The sequence below is a fragment of the Klebsiella sp. 4_1_44FAA genome (genome assembly GCF_000238715.1).
GTDB lineage: Bacteria > Pseudomonadota > Gammaproteobacteria > Enterobacterales > Enterobacteriaceae > Klebsiella > Klebsiella pneumoniae.
Genome location: NZ_JH414800.1, coordinates 69,668 through 93,913 on the forward strand (window position 1 = coordinate 69,668; position 24,246 = coordinate 93,913).

Below are 24,246 nucleotides of genomic sequence, written 5' to 3' on the forward strand. Positions count from 1 at the left end.
CCTGCGCTCGGGCAGGATAAAGGCTGACCATTAAGGAGAACACTATGCTGAGCCATCCTGCTGAAAAGTACCGTCCCTATCCGCCGATCGCCCTGCCTGACCGCCGCTGGCCAGACCGGCAAATCAGTCACGCCCCGCGCTGGCTCTCGACTGACCTGCGCGACGGCAACCAGGCGCTGGCGGAGCCCATGGACAGCGCCCGCAAACTGCAGTTCTGGGATCTGCTGCTGGAGTGCGGCTTTAAAGAGATTGAAGTCGCCTTCCCTTCCGCCTCACAAACCGATTTCAACTTTGTCCGCCAGCTGATTGACGAACAGCGCATCCCGGAGGATGTCACCATCCAGGTGCTGACCCAGGCGCGAGACCCGCTGATCCTGCGCACCTTTGAGGCGCTGCGCGGCGCCCGCCGGGCTACCGTCCACCTCTACAATGCCACCGCGCCGCTGTTCCGCGAGCTGGTTTTCGGCATGGACAAGGCCGAGGTGATCGCCCTCGCGACCCGCGCCACCCGGCTTATCCGTCAGCAGTGCGAACAGCAGCCGGAGACCCGCTGGCAATATGAATATTCGCCTGAAACCTTCTGCTTCACCGAGCCCGAGTTTGCGCTTGAGATTTGCGAAGCGGTGGCGGATGTCTGGCAGCCCTGCGCCGAGCGACCGATGATCGTCAATCTGCCGGCGACGGTGGAAGTCAACACCCCCAACGTCTATGCCGATCAGATCGAGTATTTTTGCCGCCACTTCTCCCGCCGCAGCGAGGTCTGCATCAGCGTGCACCCGCATAACGATCGCGGCACCGGCGTCGCCAGCGCCGAGCTGGCGGTGATGGCCGGCGCCGATCGGGTAGAAGGCTGCCTGTTTGGCAACGGCGAACGCACCGGCAACGTCTGTCTGGTGACTTTGGCGATGAACCTCTACAGCCAGGGCATCGACCCTGAGCTTCGCTTCGAGCAGATGAACCGGGTGGTGGAGGTGGTGGAAAACTGCAACCAGATCCCCGTTCACCCGCGCCACCCGTGGGCGGGAAGTCTGGCTTACACCGCCTTCTCCGGCTCCCATCAGGATGCGATCAAAAAAGGGTTTGATGCCCGTCAGCCTGGCGATCCGTGGCAGATGCCCTACCTGCCCATTGACCCGCAGGATATAGGCTGCAGCTATGAGGCGGTGATCCGCGTCAACAGCCAGTCGGGGAAGAGCGGCAGCGCCTGGCTTATCGAACAAAATCATGGTCTGAAACTGCCCCGCGGGCTGCAGCAGGACTTCAGCCAGCACGTTCAGCAGGCCACCGATAGCGACGGCAAAGAGATGACCCACCATGCGCTGTGGCAGCTGTTCCGCACGCGCTACGGGCTGCAGGCGCAGCCGGCGCTGACGCTGCTCGATTATCAGAGCGCCAGCCAGCAGGATGGCCAGCTTTCCCTGCAGGCAACGCTGCGTCACCACGGCGAAACCCGACGCCTGCAGGGCCAGGGCAACGGCCTGCTCTCCGCCGCAGCCAGCGGGCTCAGCGCGCTGTTTCGGCAGCCGTTTATGATCAAGGACTATCATGAGCATACCCTCGGCGCGCGCAGCGACAGCCGGTCGGTGGCCTATATCCGCTGCGTTTTTCCGCAAGGAGAAAGCTACTGGGGCGTGGGTATCGATAATGACGTGGCGCGCGCCTCGCTGCAGGCGCTGTGCAATGCGCTCAGCGCCGCCGATCAGGCCGGGGGACGAAAATAGTCGCTGGGGGCGACGCCCATCACCCGACGAAACATGGCGCTGAAGGCGCTGTGGCTACCGTAGCCCAGCTCCAGCGCCACCCGCAGCACGGAGTGGCCCTGCGCCAGGCGCACCAGCGCTTCCATTAGCTTCGCCCGGCGCACCCACTCGCTCCACGTCAGGCTAGTCTGCTGCTGAAAATGGCGGTTTAGGGTTCGCTCGCTCATGCTGCACGCCTTCGCCGCCTGGCCGCTGCTCCAGGCCTCGCCCGGCGCCTCGCGTACCTGCTGGCACAGCCGACGCAGCGTTTCGCTTTGCGGCTCCGGCAGGCCAAACGGCAGGATCGCCATCCCGCGGATCTCATCGAGGATCAGTTCATAAATTCTTTCGTCGCGGCTGGCGGGGGCATAGCGTTCCGCCAGCGCCAGGGATGACACGATCAGTTCCCGCAGCAGCGGCGTGATCTGTACGATCTGGCAGCCCGCCGGAAGATCGGCGCGCGCCAGCGGATCGATAAACAGGGTGCGCGCCGCCACGTTGCCGGTCATGCGCAGCGCGTGCGGCGTTCCCGCCGGCAGCCAGACGCCGCGCCCGGGCGGCACCACCCAGTAGCCTACCGGCGTCGCGACCCGCACCACGCCGCTTAGTATATGCAGCAGCTGGGCGCAGTCATGCTGATGCCAGTCTTCCTGGTCACCGTGGGCATAATCATGGGCAAAGGGCACCAGTGGGCGGTGCTGAAAGGAGAAGGAAAGCGTCGTCGTCATCGCGGCGTCAGAAGAGCGGCCCGGCGACAGGCGTCGGGCCGTGGCGGAAGCACTAGATGTGCAGTTCCTGCAGTTTTTCTTTCGGCAACGCCAGTTCGTCGTTGCTGTTGATGCGCACATCGCGCTCAATGATATGGCGAGCGATGTCCTGGGCCTCTTCCAGCGAGTGCATGGTGTAGGTTCCGCACTGGTAGACGTTGAGCTCCGGGATCTGGTTCTGATCTTTCACCTTCAGCACATCGGCCATCGCCGCTTTCCAGGCGTCAGCGACGCGCTGCTCGTCCGGCGTACCAATCAGGCTCATATAGAAGCCGGTGCGGCAGCCCATTGGCGAAATGTCGATAATTTCCACGCCATTCCCGTTCAGATGATCGCGCATAAAGCCCGCGAACAGATGCTCCAGGGTGTGGATACCGCGTTCCGGCATCACTTCCTGGTTCGGTACGCAGAAGCGCAGATCGAAAACGGTGATTTCATCGCCATGCGGCGTGTTCATTTTCTTCGCGACACGCACCGCTGGGGCTTCCATTCGGGTATGGTCGACTGTGAAACTATCTAACAACGGCATTCGTCACCTCCGGGAGTGAATTTTTTTAAAATAAAATGTACTCTTTGTTCAGCTGCGAGTCTCAGTATATGAAAGACGCGCATTTATTATCATCATCATCCCTGAATCAGAGATGAAAGTTTGGCCACAGTGATGTGGCCTTTTTCTTTTCCAGCGCTACGCGTGCCGCGCCAGCAGCGCCTCAAACGGCTCGCTGTCTTCAGCTTCCACTTTCTTTTGTCGCGCCACCGACGCGTCGCGCTCGGCGATAAAATCGTCTTCGCTCAGGATCTCCAGCGGCTCTTCGCGCAGCTGCGTCCGGTAACGATCGGCAAGCGCACGGCCGGTACCGCCAATGCCTTCTTCAATCATAGAACGCAGAATGCGGGCTGAGAAGGTTAATTCCGGATCGTCAAAGCAGGCCAGCAGCTCGTCGCAGACCTGCTGATATGCCTGGCCACCGTGGATACTGTCCAGGGTCTGCGCCACGCGGCGTAAATCGCGGAACAGATCTTTGCCCACCTGAGCCAGCGGGAACTGCGCGCTTTCGCAGCCAATCCCCAGCGTTAAGCCCGGCTTACGCCCTTCCAGAATCACCCGATTCCAGTTGGTGCGGGTGCACAGCAGCTCATCGCTGCTCATCTCCGGCGCGTCGGCCAGCGCGCACCAGACCATAAACAGGTCGAGGAAACGCACCTGCTGGGCGTCAACGCCGATCGGCGAGAACGGATTGATATCCAGCGAACGCACTTCGATATACTCAATACCACCGCGCAACAGCGCATCGGACGGGGTTTCGCCCCGACGGGTGACGCGTTTCGGGCGGATCGGCGCATAAAGTTCATTTTCAATCTGCAGAATGTTGCTGTTGATCTGCAGATACTTGCCGTCTTTCTGCAGCCCGATTTTGGCGTACTCTTCCGACGGCGTTTTAATCGCCCGCTTCAATCCTGCCACATACTCGTGCAGATCGTTAAACGTAATTCCGAGATTGCTTTGCGACTTATTGGTATAACCAAGGTCGCTGAGGCGCAGCGAGGTGGCATACGGCAGGTAATACATGCCGTTGCCCGTTTCCTCAAAGGGCAGCGTTGTCGGTTTGCCTTGCAGGAATGAGGAGCAAATCGCCGGCGAGGCGCCAAACAGATAGGGGATCACCCAGCCAAAGCGATAGTAGTTACGAATTGAGCGGAAATAGCCCGCCGAAATGGCCTCTTTACCACTCTCGGCATCTTCCACACCACATTTTGCCTGCCAGAAGGCCATCGGTAGGGAGAAGTTATAGTGCACGCCGGAGATAGTCTGCATCAGCGCGCCATAGCGATTCTTCAGCCCCTCGCGATATAGCGTTTTCAGGCGCCCCACGTTAGAGGTGCCGTACTGCGCCAGCTCAATATCCTGACCGGGGGCGATATAGCATGGCATGCTCAGCGGCCACATCCGCTCGTCGCCAAGCTGACGAGCGGTATAGCGATGGACATCGCGCATAAAGGTCAGCATATGCTCAATATCGCCATCTACTGGCGTAATGAACTCAAGTAAAGCTTCGGCAAAATCGGTGGTAATCCATTTATGCGTTAGCGCTGAGCCTAACGCCGGAGGGTGACCGGTCGTTGCAAGGGTGCCGTCTGCGTTCACGCGCAGCGTTTCCCGCTCCAGACCACGTTGAATACCCTGCAGAGCCTGCGGATGTTTTTCCAGCCAGGCCAGCGCCTGTGATACGTCCGGGATCAATTTGACCTCCCGCCTGTCGAAATCGTTTGAATAAGCATAATTGTAATGGATGAACTGTCAGTCCAATTAGTGCCACCACGTCATGCCCTGAAGCGTCGCTGCCGCAATAGCGATATAGCGCAGCGCCTTACCAAGGCATAAGAAAAAGAGTACCGGTCCCCAGGAAATGCGCATCCATCCCGCCAGCAAACACAGTAAATCGCCGACAACCGGCGCCCAGCTCAGTAAGAGCGTGACCGCGCCGTAGCGCTTAAGCCAGCCGGCCGCCCGCTCCTGCCAGCGCGAGGTTTTGCGCAGCGGAAACAAGCGCCCCAGAATAACGTTAGTTACCCCTCCAAGGCTATTGCCGATTGTTGCTATTAATACTAACCACCACGGATGACTGACCCCCGCAAGTAGCATAGCCACCAGCACAACCTCCGAATTGCCGGGGAGCAGCGTGGCGCTTAAAAAGCTACTGGCAAACAGCGAGGTGAGTGACAGCGCGTCGCTCACAGCAAACGCACGTCAACTGCGTCCATTCCCGCGCGCTTCGCCGCCTGCAGACCAAAGTCGGCATCTTCGAAGACGACGCATTTTTCCGGCGCGACGCCCATGCGCTCGGCGCACAGCAGGAAGGTATCGGGCGCGGGTTTATGGTTGACCACATGATCGGCCGCCACCACCGCGGAGAAGTAATGACGCAGCCCCAGGTGCGCCAGCAGCGCTTCGGCGACGGCGCTCTCGCTGCCGGTTCCCACCGACATCGGGAGACGGCCGTGCCATGCCTTAACCACCTCAATCAGCGGCAACGGGCGTACGCTGTCCAGCAGCATCGCTTTGACGGCCTGGGTTTTTTCCTGCGCCAGGCGATGTGGATCGAGATCGGCCTGATTGAGTTCGATAATCGCCTGGGCGATTCGCCAGGTTGGTGAGCCATTGAGCGCGACCATCGCCTGTTCGTCGAAACGCATACCGTAGCGGCCCAACACCTCGTTCCATGCCTGCCGATGGGTCGGCTCGGTATCGAGAATGGTGCCATCCATATCAAAGATCAGTCCTGCGTAACCTTCGTACATTGTCTTCTCACCAACCGGTTTGGGAATGATTACTGTAACGCAAAAGCCCGCCGTTGTCGCGGCCAGCGGCGCAGACGACAAAGGCGCCCTCAGGCGCCCCCAAACATTAGGCCGGATAACCAGCCTTATTTAATACGCAGATCGTTCTCGACCATTCGCACGCCCTGCACTCGGCGTGTGACTTCTACGGCTCGTTTAGCGCTCTCCGCGGAGGAGACAAATCCGCTCAGCTGGACGCGGCCTTTAAAGGTCTGGACGCTAATTTCTGAGGACTTAATGTCTTTATCGTTAAAGAGCGCCGTTTTCACCTTGGTGGTCACCACGGTATCGTCAATATAGCCGCCCGTACTCTCCTTTGTAGCCGATCCCGCACAGCCAGCGAGGGCCGTCGTTACCAGCAGCGTCGCGCAAAAAGCAGGTATTGCTTTGAACCATTTCATGGATTTCTCTCCTTGCATTTATCTCAGCCTGATAACGCTGATATACAAGGATAAATTATAGTGGAAAGCGCGTCTTGCCAATAAAAAAGTCAGGATGAAGCCAGTGATGGAAAACGAGGTAATCGGGATGGTGAGAGAAGAGTGAAGATTATGCATTCAGAACGGGTGCGGCGATAATTTCGCAGCCTACGCAACAACATCGTCGCTGTTATTAAGGAGAATATGGTGCATCCGGGAGGATGAGTCGGCTACGCCTTGCCCTTCGGGCCGTTGCTTACGCAACGTTATCCCCCCTGGTGCTGGCGATGATTTCGCAGACCATAAAACAACGTCGTCGCTGTTATTAAGGAGAATATGGTGCATCCGGGAGGATTCGAACCTCCGACCGCTCGGTTCGTAGCCGAGTACTCTATCCAGCTGAGCTACGGATGCATCGGGAAAGCTATTTTACTGCGGGGTTACTCTCCTGGCACTTACGATGGTTTCGCAAACCAAATAACAACAATGTTGCTGTTACTAAGGAGAATATGGTGCATCCGGGAGGATTACTCGGCTGCGCCTCGCCCTACGGGCCGTTGCTTACGCAACGTTATCCTCCCTGGTGCTGGCGATAATTTCGCAGACCATAAAACAACATCGTCGCTGTTATCAAGGAGAATATGGTGCATCCGGGAGGATTCGAACCTCCGACCGCTCGGTTCGTAGCCGAGTACTCTATCCAGCTGAGCTACGGATGCATCGGGATTACTGCTGTAATTCTGATATCAAATTTCGCGATTTGCTATTCTTATTAAAGAATGGTGCATCCGGGAGGATTCGAACCTCCGACCGCTCGGTTCGTAGCCGAGTACTCTATCCAGCTGAGCTACGGATGCATCGGGAAACTTGCTTTACTACGCGTCAGTGTCACAACTAACACATGCCACACTGAGTATGATGGCCTAATCGGTAGAGTGACTCGATTATGCCTCGCACTGCGGGCCGCTGCTTTCACAGCGCTCTTCTCTCTTAATTCAGAAAGAAGATGGTGCATCCGGGAGGATTCGAACCTCCGACCGCTCGGTTCGTAGCCGAGTACTCTATCCAGCTGAGCTACGGATGCAAAATGGCGGTGAGGCGGGGATTCGAACCCCGGATGCAGCTTTTGACCGCATACTCCCTTAGCAGGGGAGCGCCTTCAGCCTCTCGGCCACCTCACCACACACGCCTCTTTCGAGTGCTTCGAAGAACTTGTTTCTGCTCTTCGTCGCTGCGATGGCGCACATATTACTTTCTGGTACTTATAAGTCAAACACTTTTTCGAGACCTTTTTTCGTTTGCACACTTCGCACGCAATTCGCGTGCAAAAACGGCAAAAAGGGCAATTTATCAACAGGAAATCAGCCCTGACGCTGGCATAACGCCAAACGACCAAAGCGGCAAAGGGTAATGAAAAGCGTTATGGCGCAGGGGGAAAAAACAGAAAAAGGGAAAAAGCGGCGGTAAGTGATGCGCCTCACTGCACAGCGAGGCGCGGAAACCTTAGTAACTGGACTGCTGGGATTTTTCAGCCTGAATACGCTGGTAGATCTCTTCACGGTGAACAGACACTTCTTTAGGGGCGTTTACGCCAATACGAACCTGGTTACCCTTCACCCCTAAAACTGTCACAGTGACCTCATCTCCAATCATGAGGGTCTCACCAACTCGACGAGTCAGAATCAGCATTCTTTGCTCCTTGAAAGATTAAAAGAGTCGGGTCTCTCGTATCCCGGCATTATCCATCATATAACGCCAAAAAGTAAGCGATGACAAATACCTTAGGGTATAAGCAGTCATGGCATCACATTCTGTTAAACCTAAGTTTAGCCGATATACACAATTTCAACCCGACTTTATCGTTATCAGTGTTTCTGACGCAAGGTGCCATAACCCTCTGGTTATGGCACCTATACCCCTCATACTTAAAGTTGCATGCGTGTTGGCTTTCCTCGCTCACCCCAGTCACTTACTTGAGTAAGCTCCTGGGGATTCGCTGCGTCGCCGCCTTCCTGCAACTCGAATTATTTAGGGTAAATGCGTTTATAGTTATTACAGTTTTGCGCTGACCCAGCCTTTCACACTGGCTAACGCTGCAGGGAGAGCAGACGCATCGGTACCACCGGCCTGCGCCATATCCGGACGACCGCCCCCTTTACCGCCCACCTGCTGAGCGACCATACCAACCAGCTCCCCTGCTTTCACGCGGTCTGTCACATCCTTAGACACACCTGCAATCAGAGAAACCTTACCATCCGCTACCGTAGCTAATACAACGATCGTCGAACCGAGCTGGTTCTTCAGATCGTCAACCATGGTACGCAGCATTTTCGGCTCAACGCCGGTCAGTTCGCTGACCAGCAGCTTAACGCCGTTAATCTCTTCCGCTTTGCTGGAGAGGTTTGCGCTCTCCTGCGCCGCAGCCTGCTCTTTCAGCTGCTGCAGCTCTTTTTCCAGCTGGCGGGTACGCTCCAGCGCGGCGCGAACCTTCTCGCCGAGATTGTGGCTGTCACCCTTCAGCAGCTGAGCGATATCATTGAGCTGATCGCTCTGCGCATGCAGGATGGCCATCGCGCCTTCGCCAGTCACCGCTTCGATACGGCGCACGCCAGCAGCGGTGCCAGACTCTGACGTGATGCGGAACAGGCCGATATCGCCGGTACGCGCCGCGTGAGTCCCGCCGCACAGTTCCGTGGAGAAATCGCCCATCCGCAGAACGCGCACGCGATCGTCGTATTTCTCGCCAAACAGCGCCATGGCGCCGGATGCGCGCGCGGCATCGATATCCATAATGTTGGTTTCGATAGCCAGGTTACGACGGATCTGCGCGTTGACCAGGTCTTCCACCGCACGAATTTCTTCCGGCTTCATCGCTTCAAAATGCGAGAAGTCAAAGCGCAGCGCTTTATCATTGACCAGCGAACCTTTCTGCGCCACATGGGTGCCGAGCACCTGGCGCAGCGCCGCGTGCATCAGGTGCGTCGCGGAGTGGTTGAGACGGATACGCTGACGGCGAGCCTCATCTACGTCGGCCTGCACCGCGTCACCCACTTTCAGTGAGCCGCTGGCGACTTTACCGATATGACCAATAGCCTGGCCGTACTTCTGCGTGTCGCTAACTGCGAAAGAGAAGCCCGCGCCTTTTAATTCGCCTTTATCGCCCACCTGGCCGCCGGACTCCGCATAGAACGGGGTCTGGTCAAGGATCACCACCGCTTCCTGGCCAGCGCTAACGCTATCCACCGCTTTGCCGTCGATAAACAGGGCGGTAACCTTGCCGTTCAGCTCCAGATGATCGTAGCCTTTAAATTCAGAGGCGCCGTCAACGCGTATCATCGCATTATAGTCGGCGCCGAAACCACTGGACTCGCGCGCGCGGCGGCGCTGCTCTTCCATCGCGGCTTCAAAACCAGCTTCATCAACCTTGATGTTGCGCTCGCGGCACACATCGGCGGTCAGGTCGACCGGGAAGCCGTAGGTGTCGTACAGACGGAAGGCGGTTTCGCCGTCCAGGGTGTCGCCTTTCAGCTTCGACAGCTCCTCATCCAGCAGCGCCAGGCCGCGTTCGAGGGTGCGGGCAAACTGCTCTTCTTCGGTTTTCAGCACCTGCTCAACCTGAGCCTGCTGCTGCTTCAGCTCGTCGCCGGCGGAGCCCATCACATCGATCAGCGGGGCAACCAGTTTCCAGAAGAAGGTGTCCTTCGCGCCCAGCATGTTGCCGTGACGGATCGCGCGGCGAATGATACGACGCAGCACGTAGCCGCGGTTTTCATTCGACGGGATCACGCCGTCGGCAACCAGGAAGGCGCAGGAGCGAATGTGGTCGGCGATAACGCGCAGCGACTTGTTCGTCAGATCGGTCGCGCCGGTGACTTTCGCCACGCTGGCGATCAGATCGCGGAACAGGTCGATGTCATAGTTGGAGTTAACGTGCTGCAGCACCGCGGCAATACGCTCCAGACCCATACCGGTGTCGACGGACGGCTTCGGCAGCGGCTCCATGGTACCGTCAGCCTGACGGTTGAACTGCATGAAGACGATGTTCCAAATCTCAATGTAACGGTCGCCATCTTCTTCCGGGCTTCCCGGAGGGCCGCCCCAGATATGATCGCCGTGGTCAAAGAAGATTTCGGTGCACGGGCCGCACGGACCGGTGTCGCCCATCTGCCAGAAGTTGTCAGAAGCAAACGGCGCGCCTTTGTTGTCGCCGATGCGGATAATACGCTCGCGCGGAACGCCTACTTCATTGGCCCAGATGTCGAAAGCTTCGTCATCGGTCTCGTAAACGGTAACCCACAGTTTTTCTTTCGGCAGCGCGAACCAGTTCTCACCGGTCAGCAGTTCCCACGCGTATTTGATGGCATCCTGCTTGAAGTAATCGCCAAAGCTGAAGTTGCCCAGCATTTCAAAAAAGGTGTGGTGACGCGCGGTGTAACCGACGTTTTCCAGATCGTTGTGTTTACCACCCGCACGCACGCAACGCTGTGCGGTGGTCGCACGCGAATAATTACGTTTGTCGAGACCAAGGAAGACATCCTTGAACTGGTTCATCCCCGCATTGGTAAACAGCAGGGTCGGATCGTTGTGCGGCACCAGGGAGCTGCTGGCAACTACCTGATGTCCCTTGCTATGGAAAAAGTCGAGAAACGCCTGACGGATCTCAGCGGTGCTCTTGCTCATAATTATCCTGAAATCAAGCTACACGTCATCCTTCAAGTCGCCTCTGTCCTGGCTGCGCTTGCTCTTCCGGCACCGAACTGACGTACGTTGCGAAAGAGAGTCTCTCTTGCCGCCCTGATGCAGCTTGAATGATTTTGTGTAAAGGAATAATCGCCCAGGCCGCTGCCTGCACAGTCACAACCAGCGGCCCGACGGAATAAAGTGGGAATAAGATAAGTTTTCTTTACGGCGAAGTAAAATCCCGGATGGGTCAATCTGCAAAATTTCGCCAGATTTCCTGGATATCTTCCATCAGGTAGCCGCGGTAAAGCAGGAATCGCTGAACTTTCACTTTTTCAGTAAAGGCGGAAGGTAACGGTTCGCCGTATTTACGCTGTGCCTGCTCCCTGGCAAGGCTCACCCAGTCGATATCGCATTCGCGCATCGCCTGGTCAACGACCTGGCGCGCAATGCCTTTCTGGCTGAGCTCCTGGCGAATGCGCGCCGGACCATAGCCTTTGCGGCTCCGGCTGGCGATGAACTGGCCGACGAAGCGGTTGTCGTCAAGGTAGCGGTTTTCGATACACCAGGCGACAACCTGCTCCAGCTCGTCGGGGGTGGCGTCCAGCGCCTCAGGACCGTTTTTGCTCATCACCGGAGCGACCAGCTTGCGTCGCAGCTCCTGCTCGCTGTGGTCGCGCATCGCCAGAATGCGGATAGCACGGTCCAGCAGGCGGGCGTAGCCGGAGCGGCGTGATGAAGGTTCAGTCACAGGCACCTCGATAATCTCACAAAGCAAAAGGGCTGCCTAAGCAGCCCTGTCAGTCTTGCAGACGATATCAGAAATCCTGTTCGGTTTCTTCTGCGTCGTTGCCGTCAACAACGAAGTCTGGCTTCGCATCCTGATTGTTGAGCAGCAGTTCGCGCACTTTCTTCTCAATCTCTTTCGCCGCCGCCGGGTTCTCTTTCAGCCAGGTGATCGCGTTCGCTTTACCCTGACCGATTTTGTCGCCGTTGTAGCTATACCAGGCACCCGCTTTCTCAATCAGCTTCTCTTTCACGCCGAGGTCTACCAGCTCGCCGTAGAAGTTGATGCCTTCGCCGTAGAGGATCTGGAATTCGGCCTGTTTAAACGGCGCGGCGATCTTGTTTTTCACCACTTTGACGCGGGTTTCGCTGCCGACGACATTGTCGCCCTCTTTCACCGCGCCGATGCGGCGAATGTCCAGACGCACAGAGGCGTAGAACTTCAGCGCGTTACCACCGGTAGTGGTTTCCGGGTTACCGAACATCACGCCAATTTTCATACGGATCTGGTTGATAAAGATCAGCAGCGTGTTGGACTGCTTCAGGTTACCCGCCAGCTTACGCATCGCCTGGCTCATCATACGCGCCGCAAGGCCCATGTGAGAGTCGCCGATTTCGCCTTCGATTTCCGCTTTCGGCGTCAACGCCGCGACGGAGTCGACGACGATAACATCAACCGCACCAGAGCGCGCCAGCGCGTCACAGATCTCCAGCGCCTGCTCGCCGGTGTCCGGCTGAGAACACAGCAGGTTGTCGATATCGACGCCCAGTTTGCGTGCATAGACAGGATCCAGCGCATGTTCAGCATCGATGAACGCACAGGTTTTACCTTCGCGCTGCGCTGCGGCGATAACCTGCAGCGTCAGGGTGGTTTTACCGGAGGATTCCGGACCGTAGATCTCGACGATACGGCCCATTGGCAGACCGCCGGCGCCCAGCGCGATATCCAGAGAAAGCGAGCCGGTGGAGATGGTTTCCACATCCATGGTGCGGTCTTCACCCAGGCGCATGATGGAGCCTTTACCGAATTGCTTTTCGATCTGGCCCAGTGCAGCCGCCAACGCTTTCTGTTTGTTTTCGTCGATCGCCATTGTTACTCCTAATCATGCAGGGTAAAGCGTGTTCGCTTCGCCGTTAATATTTGTTCAGTTGAGGCAATTATACTGTATGGTCATACAGTATCAAGTGTTTTGTAGAAATTGTTGCCAGAGCAGATTTAGCGCATAGGCCGTCGCCTGACGACGCACCGCTTCGCGGTCTCCGGCAAAGCATTCCCGCCGCGTCACCCCTTGCCCGCTCACGCTGGCGACGCCGAACCATACCGTGCCGACCGGCTTTTCGACGCTGCCGCCATCCGGCCCGGCGACGCCGCTAACGGAGATGGCATAATCCGCACGCGCCGCGCGCAGCGCGCCAATCGCCATCTCCACCACCACCGGTTCGCTTACCGCGCCGTTGTCGCGCAGCGTCGCTTCGCTGACGCCGATCATTTGCGATTTAGCTTCGTTGCTGTAGGTGACAAAGCCGCGTTCAAACCACGCCGAGCTGCCGGCAATATCGGTGATCGCTTTCGCAATCCAGCCGCCGGTACAGGATTCCGCCGTGGTCACCGTCGCCCCACGCGCCTTCAGCGCCCGGCCAATCTTCTCGCTTAGCTGCATTAATTCTGAATCGGTCATTATCGCCCCGCTTTGCTCTGGATAAAGAGGCCATCAAAGATAGCACTTTCGACAGAGATATGGGGATGAAGTGGCGATTTTACGAGGGGGGATCCAGAAATGGGTCGTCCTGTGATAACCAGGACGACCAGACAACCTGTTACTTCATGCTGTTAGCGATAAGCTCAACGTTGTGACGCATCATTTTGACGTAACTATCGGCGACGCCGCCCGGCTTAGATAGCGCTTCCGGATAGAGTTCGCCCCCCGGCTGCGCGCCGGTGGCGCTGGCAATCTGCTTCACCAGCCGCGGGTCAAGCTGGTTCTCCATAAACCAGGTATGGACGCCATCCGCTTTGATTTGCTTAATCAGCGCCGCCACCTGCGCCGCGCTGGCCTCGCTCTCTGAAGAGAGCCCCTGTGGCGCGAGGAAGGTCACGTGGTAAGCCCGGCCAAAATAGCCGAAAGCGTCATGGCTGGTCAGGACCTTGCGCTTGGCCAGCGGAATGGCGCTGAACTGCGCTTTCGCCCAGCCGTCGAGAGACGTCAGCTGGTCGATATAGCGCTTGCCGCTGCTGGTCAACGCTGCTTTATCTTCAGGGTCGGCTTTCACCAGACCATCGAGGATATTCTGCGCATACAATGCGCCGTTCGCTGCGCTGTTCCAGGCGTGGGGATCGGTCACCGTTTTACCCTCTTCATCAAGGGTATGGGTCTTGACGCCTTTCGATGCCACCACCAGCTCGCCCTTAAAACCAGAGGCCTTAATCAGGCGATCCAGCCACCCTTCCAGCCCCAGGCCGTTAACCACCACCACGTCGGCCTTGCTGAGCAGCGCGCTATCCTTCGGAGACGGTTCGAAGGTGTGCGGATCGCCGTCCGGGCCGACCAGGGTATCCACATGGACATGCTCCCCGCCGACCTGCTGCGCTATATCACCCAACACCGAAAAACTGCTTACCACATTCAGCGTTTTCGCCATGGCCCCCTGCGCCATCAGGCCGAGGGCCAGCGCGACCACTATTGCACTACGTTTCATCATTTCCTTACCCCATCAATGTGCGCCAACCGACCAGCAGCCGGCTGCGCGTGCCAAAAAATAGCGAAACAAAAAACAGTGCGCTGGCGGTCAGCACAATAGCGGGCCCGGCGGGAAGACTAATCGCCCAGGAGAGGCTTAATCCCAGCCAGGCGCAGAGCGCGCCCATTCCCGCCGCCAGCAGCAGAATGCCCGGCAGCGTGCGCGCCCAGCAGCGCGCGGCGACCGCCGGGAGCATCATTACCCCTACCGCCATCAGCGTGCCGAGCACCTGAAACCCGGCCACCAGATTAAGCACCAGCAGCGCCAGAAAAAGCCCATGCAGCAGCGCAGGCAGCCGCCGGTGATTCACCTGCAGCCAGGCGCTGTCGAACGCCTCGCTGACCAGACCGCGGTAGCACAGCGCAATGCACAATAGCGTCAGGCTGGCGACGCCGCTGACAAACAGCGCCGCATCGCGGTCGACCGCCAGAATGGAGCCAAACAGCAGATGCAGGAGGTCCACGCTGGAGCCGCGCAGCGACACCAGGGTGACGCCCAGGGCCAGCGAGCCCAGATAAAATCCGGCAAAACTGGCGTCCTCTTTTAACGGTGTCCGCCGGCTCACCCACCCGGCCACCAGGGCAACCACGATACCGGCGATGAAGCCGCCGAGGGTCATGGCCAGCAGCGACATGCCGCTCAGCAGATACCCCACCGCCACGCCGGGGAGAATGGCGTGCGACAGCGCATCGCCCATCAGGCTCATGCGCCGCAGCAGCAGGAAGACGCCCAGCATGGTGGTGCTCAGCGACAGCGCCAGACACACCACGAGGGCCCGACGCATAAAGCCGAATTCAATGAAAGGCTGAAAGAAGGTGTGCCAGATCATGCCGACCTCACATGACTGAAGGCCGGGAGCACCGCCCGGGTAGCGCCCCAGCAGGCGCGCTGGGGAGTCAGCAGCAGCGTCTCGGGGAAAAAGTCGGCCACCCGCTGGTTATCATGCAGCACCGCCAGGATGGTCTGTCCCTGCCGGTGCATCTCGAGGATCAAATCCATTAGTTCGCGACTGGTCGCTTCGTCGATACCGGTGAAGGGCTCGTCGAGCATCACCAGCGGCGCCTGCTGCACCATCACCCGGGCAAATAGCATGCGCTGAAACTGGCCGCCGGAGAGCGCTTCGATCGGCGTTTTCGCCAGGCCCGCCAGCCCGACCCGCTCCAGCACCGCGCCGATGCGTCGCCGGGTGCCGCCCCCCAGACCGCGCAGCAGCGACACGCCAGGCCATGCGCCCTGGCTTACCACATCCTGCACGTTGAGAGGAAACTGCGACTCGAGGGCATGGCGCTGCGCCAGCCAGCCGATCACCGGCCGTTTTCCCTGCCAGCGCAGGCGGCCACTGACCGGCGGAAGAAACCCGGCGAGGGTTTTCAGCAGCGTTGATTTTCCGCAGCCATTGAGGCCAACAATTGCCGTCAGGCTGCCGGGGCATATCATCCCGCTCAGCGGAGGGGTGATCGCTACCCCGTCATAGCCGGCGACCAACTGCTCCAGTTCAATCATGGCAGCGTCACCGCCCACCAGGTTGCTAACCATAGCGCCGCCAGCAGCACGCCTGCGATAGCCGCGCGCGCCGCGCCGGATGCCATAAAAATCGATGTGAACATATCCCCGCCTTAATTTAATGTTATAACATAACAATAACGAAGCGAAGAAAGAATGTAAATCAGCGTCAGTCAGCGGAAATGTAACAAAGGTCAACAAGAGGCATGGAGACGGGAAAAAACGGGGGGATAAGCGCGGCCTCCCCGGCGTCATCCCCCGGTCGCGCTGCGCTTACCGGGGCTAGCAACCGGATACCAGACCGTAGCCCGGATAAGGCGCTACGCGCCGCTATCCGGGGAGGCTGGGAAATTGTCAGCCGGATGAAAGGATTAATAACCGCCGCGGGCCTGCGCAACCGCCAGACCCAGCTGCCAGACAGCCATCGCGTAGTGGGTGCTGTGGTTGTAGCGGGTGATGGTGTAGAAGTTCGGCAGCCCGTACCAGTACTCATAGCCGGTGCCGACGTCCAGCCGCAGCAGGCTGGCCTGCTGATGGTTACCCAGCGGCTGGGTCGGGGTCAGCCCTGCGGCCGCCAGCTGCGAAACGCTGTATTTAGTCTTGAAACCATTCTCCAGCCCCGGGGCCTGCCCCAGCGCCTGCACCGCCACCAGATCGCCGCTCACCCAGCCATGCTGTTTGAAGTAGTTGGCCACGCTGCCGATAGCATCCACCGGGTCCCACAGGTTGATATGTCCGTCACCGTTAAAATCGACCGCATACTGCTTATAGGAGGACGGCATAAACTGACCGTAGCCCATCGCCCCGGCGAAAGAGCCTTTCAGATCCAGCGGGTCGTCGCTTTCGCTGCGCGCCATTAGCAGGAAAGTTTCCAGCTCCGACGAGAAGTATTCGGCGCGGCGCGGGTAGCTAAACGACAGCGTCGCCAGCGCGTCGAGGATCCGGGTTTTGCCCATCACCCGGCCCCAGCGAGTCTCCACGCCAATAATGCCGACGATGATTTCCGGCGGCACGCCGTAAACCTGATAAGCGCGGTTGAGCGCGTCCTGATACTGATTCCAGAACACCACGCCGTTCTGCACATTATCCGGGGTAATGAACTGTTTCTTGTAGCGCAGCCAGGCGCCGGTCGGCCCGGTTGGCGGCAGGCCGGTCGGCGCCTGACGATCCATCAGCCGCAGGACGTAATCCAGGCGCTTTGCCTGCGACAGGATCTCCTGCAGCTGCTGCCTGTCGAAGCCGTGCTTCGCCACCATCTTATCGATAAACTGCGCCGCCGCCGGGTTGTTGGCGAAGTCGCCGCCCATCTGCATCACGTTATGCTGCGGTTCCAGCAAAAAGCCGCCGGTTCCACTCGCCATCTCCGTTTCCGCGGGGGTCTTGGGTTTGCTGCTGCAGGCAGCGAGGAGCACACAAAGGGGAAGTAAAGCCAGATAGCGACGCTTCAACATGGGAATTCCGTTTAACAAATTCAGCAAGGGATAATTATGGTAAAGCATGCGACGACCAACAAGAAAGCGACAATCTGTTTGTAGACAAAATAGTCCTTCAACGGCTCCTCCCCTGCGTGCTTTTATGCCCTGCAACATTTCATCTCGCCCGCATCATCTTTCAAAATAAAATATTTATCTTTCATTTTGCGATCCATTTAACACTTTTAAACCTTTCAAAATGATTAAAATCAGCCTGCGATTAGCAAGAAAAATAACATGCTGAAGGAGAGAACAATGATTGACGTCGTGACCCACGGCGCGGAGTGGTTTATCGGCCTGTTTCAGAAAGGCGGCGAGGTATTTACCGGCATGGTGACCGGGATCCTCCCCTTGCTGATCAGCCTGCTGGTGATCATGAACGCGCTGATCAACTTTATCGGCCAGCAGCGGATCGAGAAGCTGGCGCAGCGCTGCGCAGGAAACCCAATCTCCCGCTACCTGCTGCTACCCTGCATCGGCACCTTCGTGTTTTGTAACCCAATGACGTTAAGCCTCGGCCGGTTTATGCCAGAGAAGTACAAGCCCAGCTATTACGCGGCGGCGTCGTATAGCTGCCACTCAATGAACGGGCTGTTTCCACATATCAACCCCGGCGAGCTGTTCGTCTATCTCGGCATCGCCAACGGCCTCACTACCCTCGGCCTACCGCTCGGTCCGCTGGCGGTGAGCTACCTGCTGGTCGGGCTGGTGACTAACTTCTTCCGCGGCTGGGTCACCGACCTGACCACCTCGATTTTCGAGAGAAAAATGGCGATTCAGCTTTCCCAGAAAGTGCATCTGTCAGGAGCGACATCATGACCCGTATTCGTATAGAGAAAGGCACCGGCGGCTGGGGCGGCCCGCTTGAGCTCGACGCCGTCGAAGGCAAAAAGATCGTCTATATCACCGCCGGCACCCGCCCGGCGATCGTTGACCGCATCGCCAGCCTGACCGGCTGGCAGCCGGTGGACGGGTTTAAAGAGGGAGAACCAGCGGAAAGCGAGATCGGCGTGGCGATTATCGACTGCGGGGGCACCCTGCGCTGCGGGCTCTATCCTAAACGCCGCATCCCGACGGTGAATATCCATGCCACCGGCAAATCAGGGCCGCTGGCCCAGTACATCACGGAAGATATTTATGTCTCCGGCGTCAAAGAGGACAACATCCAGTGCATCGCTCCCGACAGCGCAGGGGTTTCCGAGCCGCCGGCGGAAAACAAGAGCGCGGGTCGCGATTACGACACCAGCAAGAAGATTACTGAACAGAGCGATGGCCTGCTGGCGAAGGTCGGGATGGGCATGGGTTCGGTGGTGGCGGTGCTGTTCCAGGCCGGGCGCGACACCATTGATACGGTGCTGAAAACCATTCTGCCATTTATGGCTTTCGTCTCGGCGCTGATCGGCATCATCATGGCCTCCGGCATCGGCGACTGGATCGCCCACGGCCTGGCGCCGCTCGCCAGCCATCCGCTGGGGCTGGTAACCCTGGCGCTGATTTGCTCTTTCCCGCTGCTGTCGCCGTTTCTCGGCCCCGGCGCGGTTATTGCCCAGGTGATCGGCGTGCTGATCGGCGTTCAAATCGGCCTCGGCAACATTCCGCCGCACCTCGCCCTGCCCGCCCTATTCGCCATTAACGCCCAGGCCGCCTGCGATTTTATTCCGGTAGGCCTGTCGCTAGCCGAAGCCCGCCAGGATACCGTGCGCGTCGGCGTGCCGTCGGTGCTGGTCAGCCGCTTTCTGACCGGCGCACCAACGGTGCTGATCGCGTGGTTCGTTTCCGGATTTATTTACCAGTAAGAGGTTCCTGCAGATGACTGTGATTTACCAGACCACCATTACGCACATCGGCGCCTGCGCGACGATGGCGCTGGAAGAGCAAATGCTGATCACCTTCCGCGAGGGCGCCCCGGCGGATATCGAAGAGTACTGCTTTATTCACAACCACGGCGAGCTTGCTGGCACGCTGCAGCCGGGGGCAGAGCTGCAGCTTGGCGAACAGCGCTACCCGGTGACCGCCGTCGGCGAGGTCGCTGAACAAAACCTGCGCGAGCTGGGCCACATCACCCTGCGCTTTGACGGCCATCGTGAAGCGGAGTTCCCAGGTACCGTCCATGTGGCGGGCCCGGTGCCGGACGCCATCGCGCCCGGCTGCGTACTGAAGTTTGTTGCTTAAAAGGAGAGAGAGATGAATCAGGTTGCTGTTGTCATTGGCGGTGGACAAACCTTAGGAGAGTTTCTGTGCCGCGGGCTGGCCGCCGAGGGCTACCGCGTGGCGGTGGTCGATATTCAGAGCGAAAAAGCCAGCCGCGTCGCCCAGGAGATTAACGCTGAGTATGGCGAAGGTATGGCGTACGGCTTCGGCGCCGACGCCACCAGCGAGGCCAGCGTCACCGCCCTGGCCCACGGGGTGGATGAGATTTTTTCGCGCGTCGACCTGCTGGTGTACAGCGCCGGGATCGCCAAGGCGGCGTTTATTAGCGACTTCGCGCTGGGGGATTTCGACCGCTCGCTGCAGGTCAATCTGGTGGGCTATTTTCTCTGCGCCCGCGAGTTCTCGCGGTTGATGATCCGCGACGGCATTAAGGGGCGGATCATTCAGATCAACTCGAAATCCGGCAAAGTCGGCAGTAAGCACAACTCCGGCTACAGCGCGGCGAAGTTCGGCGGCGTCGGGCTGACCCAGTCGCTGGCGCTGGATCTGGCGGAATATGGCATTACCGTGCATTCGCTGATGCTCGGCAATCTGCTGAAGTCGCCGATGTTCCAGTCGCTGCTGCCGCAGTATGCCACCAAGCTCGGTATCGATGAGAGCGAAGTCGAGCAGTACTACATCGACAAGGTGCCGCTGAAGCGCGGCTGCGAATATCAGGATGTGCTGAACGTATTGATGTTTTACGCTAGCCCACAGGCGTCGTACTGCACCGGGCAGTCGATCAACGTCACCGGCGGCCAGGTGATGTTTTAACAGGTTCCCGGATGGCGCTGCGCTTATCCGGGCTACAAAACTGTAGGTCGGGTAAGGCGTTAGCCGCCACCCGACAAAAAAACGGCACCGCGGGTCGCTCGGGTTAGGCGCTCGCGCCGTGACCTGGGCTGTTCCCGCCCCCCTTAAGGAGAGACCTATGGTTACTGCATTAATCATCGTCGCCGCCATCGCCTGGCTTACCCAGCTGGCCTTTGGCGGCTGGCAGATCCGCCGCTTCAATCGCGCCTTTGATAGCCTGTGCCAGCAGGGGCGGGTGGGCGTCGGCCGCTCCGCCGGGCGCTTTCAACCGCGCGCCATCGTCGCCATCGCCGTCGATGATAACGACCGCATTAGCGACACGCTGCTGATGAAAGGCTTCACCATTTTCGCCAGTCCGCAAAAGATCCCGGCTCTGGCAGGCAAACATATTGCGGAATTGCAGCCTGATGTGATCTTTCCCCATGATCCGCGCTGTCAGAATGCACTATCATTAGCGCTTAATCCGAAACATGGATAATTTCGTTGTAAAAGTAAATATCTTGCGAAATTATCACTTCGAAACTTAAACGCAGGATAGACGCCTATGAAACCACGTCAGCGCCAGGCAGCCATTCTCGAGTTCCTGCAGTCGCAGGGAAAATGCTCGGTCGAAGAGCTGGCGCAACACTTCGATACCACTGGCACCACCATCCGCAAGGATCTGGTCACGCTGGAAAACGCCGGCACCGTCATTCGCACCTACGGTGGCGTGGTACTCAACAAGGATGAAGCCGATCCGCCGATTGACCATAAAACGCTGATCAACACCCATAAAAAAGCCCAGATTGCCGAGGCCGCCGTGCGATACATCCACGATGGCGATTCAATTATCCTCGACGCCGGCAGCACCGTGCTGCAGATGGTGCCATTGCTGAGTCACTTTAATAACATCACGGTGATGACCAACAGCCTGCATATCGTCAACGCGCTATCAGAGTTCGATAACGAGCAGACCATCCTGATGCCGGGCGGCACCTTCCGTAAAAAATCGGCCTCTTTTCACGGCCAGCTGGCGGAAAACGCCTTCGAACAGTTCAGCTTCGACAAGCTGTTTATGGGCACCGACGGTATCGATCTGAACGCCGGAGTCACTACCTTTAATGAGGTCTATACCGTCAGCAAAGCGATGTGCAACGCCGCCCGCGAAGTGATCCTGATGGCCGACTCATCCAAGTTTGGTCGTAAAAGCCCCAATATTGTCTGCGGCCTTGAACGCGTGGATAAATTGATTACCGATGCCGATATTGACCCGGAATTCCAGCGGGCGCTGGAAGCCAAAGGCATTGAAGTCATTATTACTGGAGAACATCATGAGTAACTTTTTGTTAGAGGCCGGACGCCAGACCCTGATGCTTGAGCTGCAGGAGGCGAGCCGCCTGCCGGAGCGCCTGGGCGACGACTTCATCCGCGCGGCGGAAACCATTATCCACTGCGAGGGCAAACTGATTGTCTCCGGTATCGGTAAATCCGGCCACATCGGTAAAAAGCTGGCGGCAACCTTCGCCAGCACCGGCACCCCGGCCTTTTTCGTCCATCCGGCGGAAGCCCTGCACGGCGATCTCGGCATGCTCGATAGCCGCGACGTGATGCTGTTTATCTCCTACTCCGGTAGCGCGAAAGAGCTGGATCTCATCGTGCCGCGGCTGGAAGAAAAAGGCATTCCGCTGCTGGCGATGACCGGCAAATCCACCTCGCCGCTGGCGCTGGCGGCGAAAGCGGTGCTGGATATCGCCGTGGAGCGCGAGGCCTGCCCGATGCATCTGGCGCCAACCTCCAGCACCGTCAATACGCTGATGCTGGGCGACGCGTTGGCGATGGCGGTGATGCAGGCGCGCGGTTTCAATGAAGAGGATTTCGCCCGTTCCCACCCGGCGGGCGCCCTCGGCGCGCGGCTGCTGAACAAAGTGCATCACCTGATGCGTCGTGATGAAGAAGTGCCGCGGGTCAATACCGAGGCCAACGTCATGGACGCCATGCTCGAACTAAGCCGAACCGGGCTCGGCCTGGTGGCGGTCTGCGATGAAGCCAACCGCGTGCAGGGCGTTTTCACCGACGGCGACCTGCGCCGCTGGCTGGTTGCTGGCGGTACGCTCAACGATGGCGTCACTCGGGCGATGACCCGCAATGGCGTAACGCTGCAGGCGGATAGCCGCGCGGTGGAAGCCAAAGAGCGACTGATGAAACACAAAATCAGCGCCGCGCCGGTAGTGGATGAGAACGGCCAACTGGTCGGCGCCATTAACCTGCAGAACTTTTACCAGGCGGGGATCCTTTAAGACCCAGACGTTTCGCCAGCCGATGCAGGTTGGCGACGTCCAGTTCCAGCGCTCGGGCGGTCGCCGCCCAGTTGCCCTGATTCGCCTCCAGCGCGCGGCTAATGGCTTCTCGCTGAAAAGAGTCGGTCGCCTCGCGCAGATTGATGTTTCCCGTCGCGGGCGCCGCTGCCGCCGTCTCAGTCGGCAACATCGGCGCCGCCACCGCAAACTGGAAATGCTGCGGCTCCAGGACCACTTCATCACCGGCCTGGGTGGCCCGCGCCAGCACCACCGCCCGATGGATAGCATGCTCCAGTTCGCGCACGTTGCCCGGCCAGGACCACTGCTGCAGCCGGTTTCGCGCCGCCTCAGCCAAAATGACCCGCGCCAGCCCCATCCGCAGGCGGCACTGCTCACAGAAATAGCCCGCCAGCAGCACCACGTCACTTTCCCGCTCGCGTAGCGGCGGAACCGACAGCGGGAAGACGCTCAGCCGATGGTACAGATCGGCGCGAAAGCGCCCTTCCACCACCTCCTGGCGCAGATCGCGGTTCGTCGCCGCCAGCACCCGCACATCGACCCGCAGGCTGCGGTCATCGCCGACGCGCTGAATATCGCCATACTGCAGCACGCGCAGCAGTTTGGCCTGCAGCGCCAGCGACAGTTCGCCGATTTCGTCAAGAAACAGGGTGCCGTTATCCGCCATCTCAAATTTACCGCTGCGGTTGCTGATAGCCCCGGTAAATGCCCCTTTCACATGGCCGAACAGCTCGCTCTCCGCTACGCTTTCCGGCAGCGCCGCGCAGTTGAGGTACACCAGAGGGTTGGCGGCTCGCGGCGACCCCTGGTGCACCGCCTTCGCCACCAGCTCTTTGCCGGTGCCGGTTTCGCCGCTGATCAGCACGTTTAAATCCGAGGCGGCGACGATATCGATCTCTTTTTTCAGCTGCAGCATGGGCCCCGACAGGCCGATGATCTCCTGGCGCTCCGGCAGCGGGTAATTCACCGCCTGCGCCGGCAGGACGTTTTGCGCTTCAAGGCGGGCGATAAGCAGCGCATTATTCAGCGCCCCGGCCACCAGCGCGGCAATCAGCCGCAGCTCTTCATCGCTGAAGCTATCGAAACGATCGGCATCCATGCCGTCCAGGGTCAGCGCGCCAATCAGCGTCTGCCCGGCAAACAGCGGCAGTCCCACGCAGGCATGGACTTTGAGGCTCTCATGACCGGGGATCAGCCCGTCATAGGGGTCGGGCAGGTCGCTATCCGCCGGGAAGCGCACCACATCCCCGGCGCGCGCAATCGCCTCGAGCCGCGGGTGTCCTTCCAGGGCAAAGCGCCGACCGAGCACATCCTGCGCCAGGCCATCGATCGCCAGCGGCACAAACTGATGCGCCTCATAGCGCAGCAGCGCCGAGGCATCGCAGCCAAGAATTTGCCGCAGGGTAGTAATCAGGCGCGAAAAGCGGTCGGTGTGACCAATATCGCTTTGTAAATCTATGGCGATTCTCGCCAGCTCGTCGACGGAAAAACTCATTGTCGCTCCA

Annotated in this window: 24 protein-coding genes and 5 tRNA genes; 8 read left to right on the forward strand and 21 right to left on the reverse strand. The window is 58.8% G+C overall.

Going from position 1 to position 24,246, the window contains the following annotated elements; genetic code table 11:
- The first annotated feature begins 44 nt into the window (after positions 1-44).
- Positions 45-1,721 carry a 2-isopropylmalate synthase gene (leuA, locus tag HMPREF1024_RS15045; RefSeq protein WP_002914344.1) on the forward strand — a complete coding sequence of 559 codons (1,677 nt, stop codon included), beginning with the start codon at positions 45-47 and terminating at the stop codon, positions 1,719-1,721.
- On the opposite strand, the gene HMPREF1024_RS15040 is transcribed toward leuA, so the two are convergent.
- The 20 genes from HMPREF1024_RS15040 to mltB all read right to left on the reverse strand — a co-directional run bounded on the left by HMPREF1024_RS15040 (position 1,700) and on the right by mltB (position 17,423).
- Positions 1,700-2,467 carry a helix-turn-helix transcriptional regulator gene (locus HMPREF1024_RS15040; RefSeq protein WP_004149452.1) on the reverse strand — a complete coding sequence of 256 codons (768 nt, stop codon included), beginning with the start codon at positions 2,465-2,467 and terminating at the stop codon, positions 1,700-1,702. The two genes, leuA and HMPREF1024_RS15040, sit on opposite strands and share 22 nt — an antisense overlap.
- 52 nt (positions 2,468-2,519) lie before the next feature.
- Positions 2,520-3,035, reverse strand: a complete 516-nt coding sequence (luxS, locus tag HMPREF1024_RS15035) for an S-ribosylhomocysteine lyase (RefSeq protein ID WP_002914351.1) — start codon at positions 3,033-3,035, stop codon at positions 2,520-2,522.
- A 156-nt stretch (positions 3,036-3,191) separates the two neighbouring features.
- Complete coding sequence (gene gshA / locus HMPREF1024_RS15030) at positions 3,192-4,748, reverse strand: glutamate--cysteine ligase (protein ID WP_002914353.1); 1,557 nt, start codon at positions 4,746-4,748, stop codon at positions 3,192-3,194.
- Between the two features lie 66 nt (positions 4,749-4,814).
- Positions 4,815-5,243, reverse strand: coding sequence for a YqaA family protein (locus HMPREF1024_RS15025; protein WP_002914355.1), 429 nt, complete (start codon positions 5,241-5,243; stop codon positions 4,815-4,817).
- Complete coding sequence (yqaB, locus tag HMPREF1024_RS15020; protein WP_009308477.1) at positions 5,240-5,806, reverse strand: fructose-1-phosphate/6-phosphogluconate phosphatase; 567 nt, start codon at positions 5,804-5,806, stop codon at positions 5,240-5,242. The genes HMPREF1024_RS15025 and yqaB overlap by 4 nt, the downstream gene beginning before the upstream one ends.
- Before the next feature lie 125 nt (positions 5,807-5,931).
- Positions 5,932-6,246 (reverse strand): BON domain-containing protein, encoded by a 315-nt coding sequence (locus HMPREF1024_RS15015; protein ID WP_002914359.1) that lies wholly within the window; start codon positions 6,244-6,246, stop codon positions 5,932-5,934.
- A gap of 355 nt (positions 6,247-6,601) precedes the next feature.
- Positions 6,602-6,678 (reverse strand) — tRNA-Arg (locus HMPREF1024_RS15010).
- Positions 6,679-6,906: 228 nt separating this feature from the next.
- Positions 6,907-6,983: transfer RNA gene (locus HMPREF1024_RS15005), tRNA-Arg, on the reverse strand.
- Between the two features lie 61 nt (positions 6,984-7,044).
- Positions 7,045-7,121, reverse strand: a tRNA-Arg gene (locus HMPREF1024_RS15000).
- A 150-nt stretch (positions 7,122-7,271) separates the two neighbouring features.
- Positions 7,272-7,348, reverse strand: a tRNA-Arg gene (locus HMPREF1024_RS14995).
- A gap of 4 nt (positions 7,349-7,352) precedes the next feature.
- Positions 7,353-7,445, reverse strand: a tRNA-Ser gene (locus HMPREF1024_RS14990).
- A 322-nt stretch (positions 7,446-7,767) separates the two neighbouring features.
- Positions 7,768-7,953 carry a carbon storage regulator CsrA gene (csrA, locus tag HMPREF1024_RS14985; protein WP_000906486.1) on the reverse strand — a complete coding sequence of 62 codons (186 nt, stop codon included), beginning with the start codon at positions 7,951-7,953 and terminating at the stop codon, positions 7,768-7,770.
- Positions 7,954-8,316: 363 nt separating this feature from the next.
- Positions 8,317-10,944 (reverse strand): alanine--tRNA ligase, encoded by a 2,628-nt coding sequence (alaS, locus tag HMPREF1024_RS14980; RefSeq protein ID WP_004174700.1) that lies wholly within the window; start codon positions 10,942-10,944, stop codon positions 8,317-8,319.
- A gap of 250 nt (positions 10,945-11,194) precedes the next feature.
- On the reverse strand, positions 11,195-11,695 hold the full coding sequence (gene recX / locus HMPREF1024_RS14975; RefSeq protein WP_002914767.1) for a recombination regulator RecX: 501 nt from the start codon (positions 11,693-11,695) through the stop codon (positions 11,195-11,197).
- Positions 11,696-11,762: 67 nt separating this feature from the next.
- Positions 11,763-12,821 carry a recombinase RecA gene (gene recA, locus HMPREF1024_RS14970; protein ID WP_002914769.1) on the reverse strand — a complete coding sequence of 353 codons (1,059 nt, stop codon included), beginning with the start codon at positions 12,819-12,821 and terminating at the stop codon, positions 11,763-11,765.
- Between the two features lie 90 nt (positions 12,822-12,911).
- A complete protein-coding gene (pncC, locus tag HMPREF1024_RS14965; RefSeq protein ID WP_002914771.1) occupies positions 12,912-13,409 on the reverse strand; it encodes a nicotinamide-nucleotide amidase in 498 nt (165 codons plus the stop codon).
- Positions 13,410-13,548: 139 nt separating this feature from the next.
- Positions 13,549-14,427, reverse strand: coding sequence for a metal ABC transporter substrate-binding protein (locus tag HMPREF1024_RS14960; protein WP_004174698.1), 879 nt, complete (start codon positions 14,425-14,427; stop codon positions 13,549-13,551).
- A gap of 7 nt (positions 14,428-14,434) precedes the next feature.
- Positions 14,435-15,298, reverse strand: coding sequence for a metal ABC transporter permease (locus HMPREF1024_RS14955; RefSeq protein WP_004149458.1), 864 nt, complete (start codon positions 15,296-15,298; stop codon positions 14,435-14,437).
- A complete protein-coding gene (locus tag HMPREF1024_RS14950) occupies positions 15,295-16,005 on the reverse strand; it encodes a metal ABC transporter ATP-binding protein (RefSeq protein ID WP_015958867.1) in 711 nt (236 codons plus the stop codon). The genes HMPREF1024_RS14955 and HMPREF1024_RS14950 overlap by 4 nt, the downstream gene beginning before the upstream one ends.
- A 338-nt stretch (positions 16,006-16,343) precedes the next feature.
- Complete coding sequence (mltB, locus tag HMPREF1024_RS14945) at positions 16,344-17,423, reverse strand: lytic murein transglycosylase B (RefSeq protein ID WP_004174694.1); 1,080 nt, start codon at positions 17,421-17,423, stop codon at positions 16,344-16,346.
- Positions 17,424-17,699: 276 nt separating this feature from the next.
- On the opposite strand from mltB, the gene HMPREF1024_RS14940 reads away from it, so the two are divergent.
- The 7 genes from HMPREF1024_RS14940 to gutQ all read left to right on the forward strand — a co-directional run bounded on the left by HMPREF1024_RS14940 (position 17,700) and on the right by gutQ (position 22,723).
- Positions 17,700-18,263, forward strand: a complete 564-nt coding sequence (locus HMPREF1024_RS14940) for a PTS glucitol/sorbitol transporter subunit IIC (protein WP_002914812.1) — start codon at positions 17,700-17,702, stop codon at positions 18,261-18,263.
- Positions 18,260-19,240, forward strand: coding sequence for a PTS glucitol/sorbitol transporter subunit IIB (locus tag HMPREF1024_RS14935; protein ID WP_004890251.1), 981 nt, complete (start codon positions 18,260-18,262; stop codon positions 19,238-19,240). The genes HMPREF1024_RS14940 and HMPREF1024_RS14935 overlap by 4 nt, the downstream gene beginning before the upstream one ends.
- A gap of 13 nt (positions 19,241-19,253) precedes the next feature.
- Complete coding sequence (srlB, locus tag HMPREF1024_RS14930; protein WP_004174693.1) at positions 19,254-19,616, forward strand: PTS glucitol/sorbitol transporter subunit IIA; 363 nt, start codon at positions 19,254-19,256, stop codon at positions 19,614-19,616.
- Positions 19,617-19,628: 12 nt separating this feature from the next.
- Positions 19,629-20,408 carry a sorbitol-6-phosphate dehydrogenase gene (gene srlD, locus HMPREF1024_RS14925; protein WP_002914815.1) on the forward strand — a complete coding sequence of 260 codons (780 nt, stop codon included), beginning with the start codon at positions 19,629-19,631 and terminating at the stop codon, positions 20,406-20,408.
- A gap of 157 nt (positions 20,409-20,565) precedes the next feature.
- Entirely contained in the window at positions 20,566-20,925 is a 360-nt protein-coding gene (gutM, locus tag HMPREF1024_RS14920) for a transcriptional regulator GutM (RefSeq protein WP_004145754.1), read from the forward strand.
- 66 nt (positions 20,926-20,991) lie between these two features.
- Entirely contained in the window at positions 20,992-21,765 is a 774-nt protein-coding gene (locus tag HMPREF1024_RS14915; protein WP_002914817.1) for a DNA-binding transcriptional repressor, read from the forward strand.
- Entirely contained in the window at positions 21,758-22,723 is a 966-nt protein-coding gene (gutQ, locus tag HMPREF1024_RS14910) for an arabinose-5-phosphate isomerase GutQ (RefSeq protein ID WP_004174691.1), read from the forward strand. Before HMPREF1024_RS14915 ends, gutQ begins: the two co-directional genes overlap by 8 nt.
- On the opposite strand, the gene norR is transcribed toward gutQ, so the two are convergent.
- Complete coding sequence (gene norR / locus HMPREF1024_RS14905; protein WP_004890240.1) at positions 22,686-24,236, reverse strand: nitric oxide reductase transcriptional regulator NorR; 1,551 nt, start codon at positions 24,234-24,236, stop codon at positions 22,686-22,688. The two genes, gutQ and norR, sit on opposite strands and share 38 nt — an antisense overlap.
- Between the last annotated feature and the right edge of the window lie 10 nt (positions 24,237-24,246).

Excerpts from the sequence above, each read along its gene's own strand:
- recA (WP_002914769.1), bottom strand. The coding sequence starts at position 12,821 with ATGGCGATCGACGAAAACAAACAGAAAGCGTTGGCGGCTGCACTGGGC.
- yqaB (WP_009308477.1), bottom strand. The coding sequence starts at position 5,806 with ATGTACGAAGGTTACGCAGGACTGATCTTTGATATGGATGGCACCATT.
- leuA (WP_002914344.1), top strand. The coding sequence starts at position 45 with ATGCTGAGCCATCCTGCTGAAAAGTACCGTCCCTATCCGCCGATCGCC.
- gutQ (WP_004174691.1), top strand. The coding sequence starts at position 21,758 with ATGAGTAACTTTTTGTTAGAGGCCGGACGCCAGACCCTGATGCTTGAG.
- pncC (WP_002914771.1), bottom strand. The coding sequence starts at position 13,409 with ATGACCGATTCAGAATTAATGCAGCTAAGCGAGAAGATTGGCCGGGCG.
- HMPREF1024_RS15015 (WP_002914359.1), bottom strand. The coding sequence starts at position 6,246 with ATGAAATGGTTCAAAGCAATACCTGCTTTTTGCGCGACGCTGCTGGTA.
- mltB (WP_004174694.1), bottom strand. The coding sequence starts at position 17,423 with ATGTTGAAGCGTCGCTATCTGGCTTTACTTCCCCTTTGTGTGCTCCTC.
- HMPREF1024_RS14960 (WP_004174698.1), bottom strand. The coding sequence starts at position 14,427 with ATGAAACGTAGTGCAATAGTGGTCGCGCTGGCCCTCGGCCTGATGGCG.
- csrA (WP_000906486.1), bottom strand. The coding sequence starts at position 7,953 with ATGCTGATTCTGACTCGTCGAGTTGGTGAGACCCTCATGATTGGAGAT.
- alaS (WP_004174700.1), bottom strand. The coding sequence starts at position 10,944 with ATGAGCAAGAGCACCGCTGAGATCCGTCAGGCGTTTCTCGACTTTTTC.
- norR (WP_004890240.1), bottom strand. The coding sequence starts at position 24,236 with ATGAGTTTTTCCGTCGACGAGCTGGCGAGAATCGCCATAGATTTACAA.
- HMPREF1024_RS14935 (WP_004890251.1), top strand. The coding sequence starts at position 18,260 with ATGACCCGTATTCGTATAGAGAAAGGCACCGGCGGCTGGGGCGGCCCG.
- HMPREF1024_RS15040 (WP_004149452.1), bottom strand. The coding sequence starts at position 2,467 with ATGACGACGACGCTTTCCTTCTCCTTTCAGCACCGCCCACTGGTGCCC.
- HMPREF1024_RS14950 (WP_015958867.1), bottom strand. The coding sequence starts at position 16,005 with ATGGTTAGCAACCTGGTGGGCGGTGACGCTGCCATGATTGAACTGGAG.
- luxS (WP_002914351.1), bottom strand. The coding sequence starts at position 3,035 with ATGCCGTTGTTAGATAGTTTCACAGTCGACCATACCCGAATGGAAGCC.
- HMPREF1024_RS14940 (WP_002914812.1), top strand. The coding sequence starts at position 17,700 with ATGATTGACGTCGTGACCCACGGCGCGGAGTGGTTTATCGGCCTGTTT.
- srlB (WP_004174693.1), top strand. The coding sequence starts at position 19,254 with ATGACTGTGATTTACCAGACCACCATTACGCACATCGGCGCCTGCGCG.
- srlD (WP_002914815.1), top strand. The coding sequence starts at position 19,629 with ATGAATCAGGTTGCTGTTGTCATTGGCGGTGGACAAACCTTAGGAGAG.
- gutM (WP_004145754.1), top strand. The coding sequence starts at position 20,566 with ATGGTTACTGCATTAATCATCGTCGCCGCCATCGCCTGGCTTACCCAG.
- HMPREF1024_RS14915 (WP_002914817.1), top strand. The coding sequence starts at position 20,992 with ATGAAACCACGTCAGCGCCAGGCAGCCATTCTCGAGTTCCTGCAGTCG.
- HMPREF1024_RS14955 (WP_004149458.1), bottom strand. The coding sequence starts at position 15,298 with ATGATCTGGCACACCTTCTTTCAGCCTTTCATTGAATTCGGCTTTATG.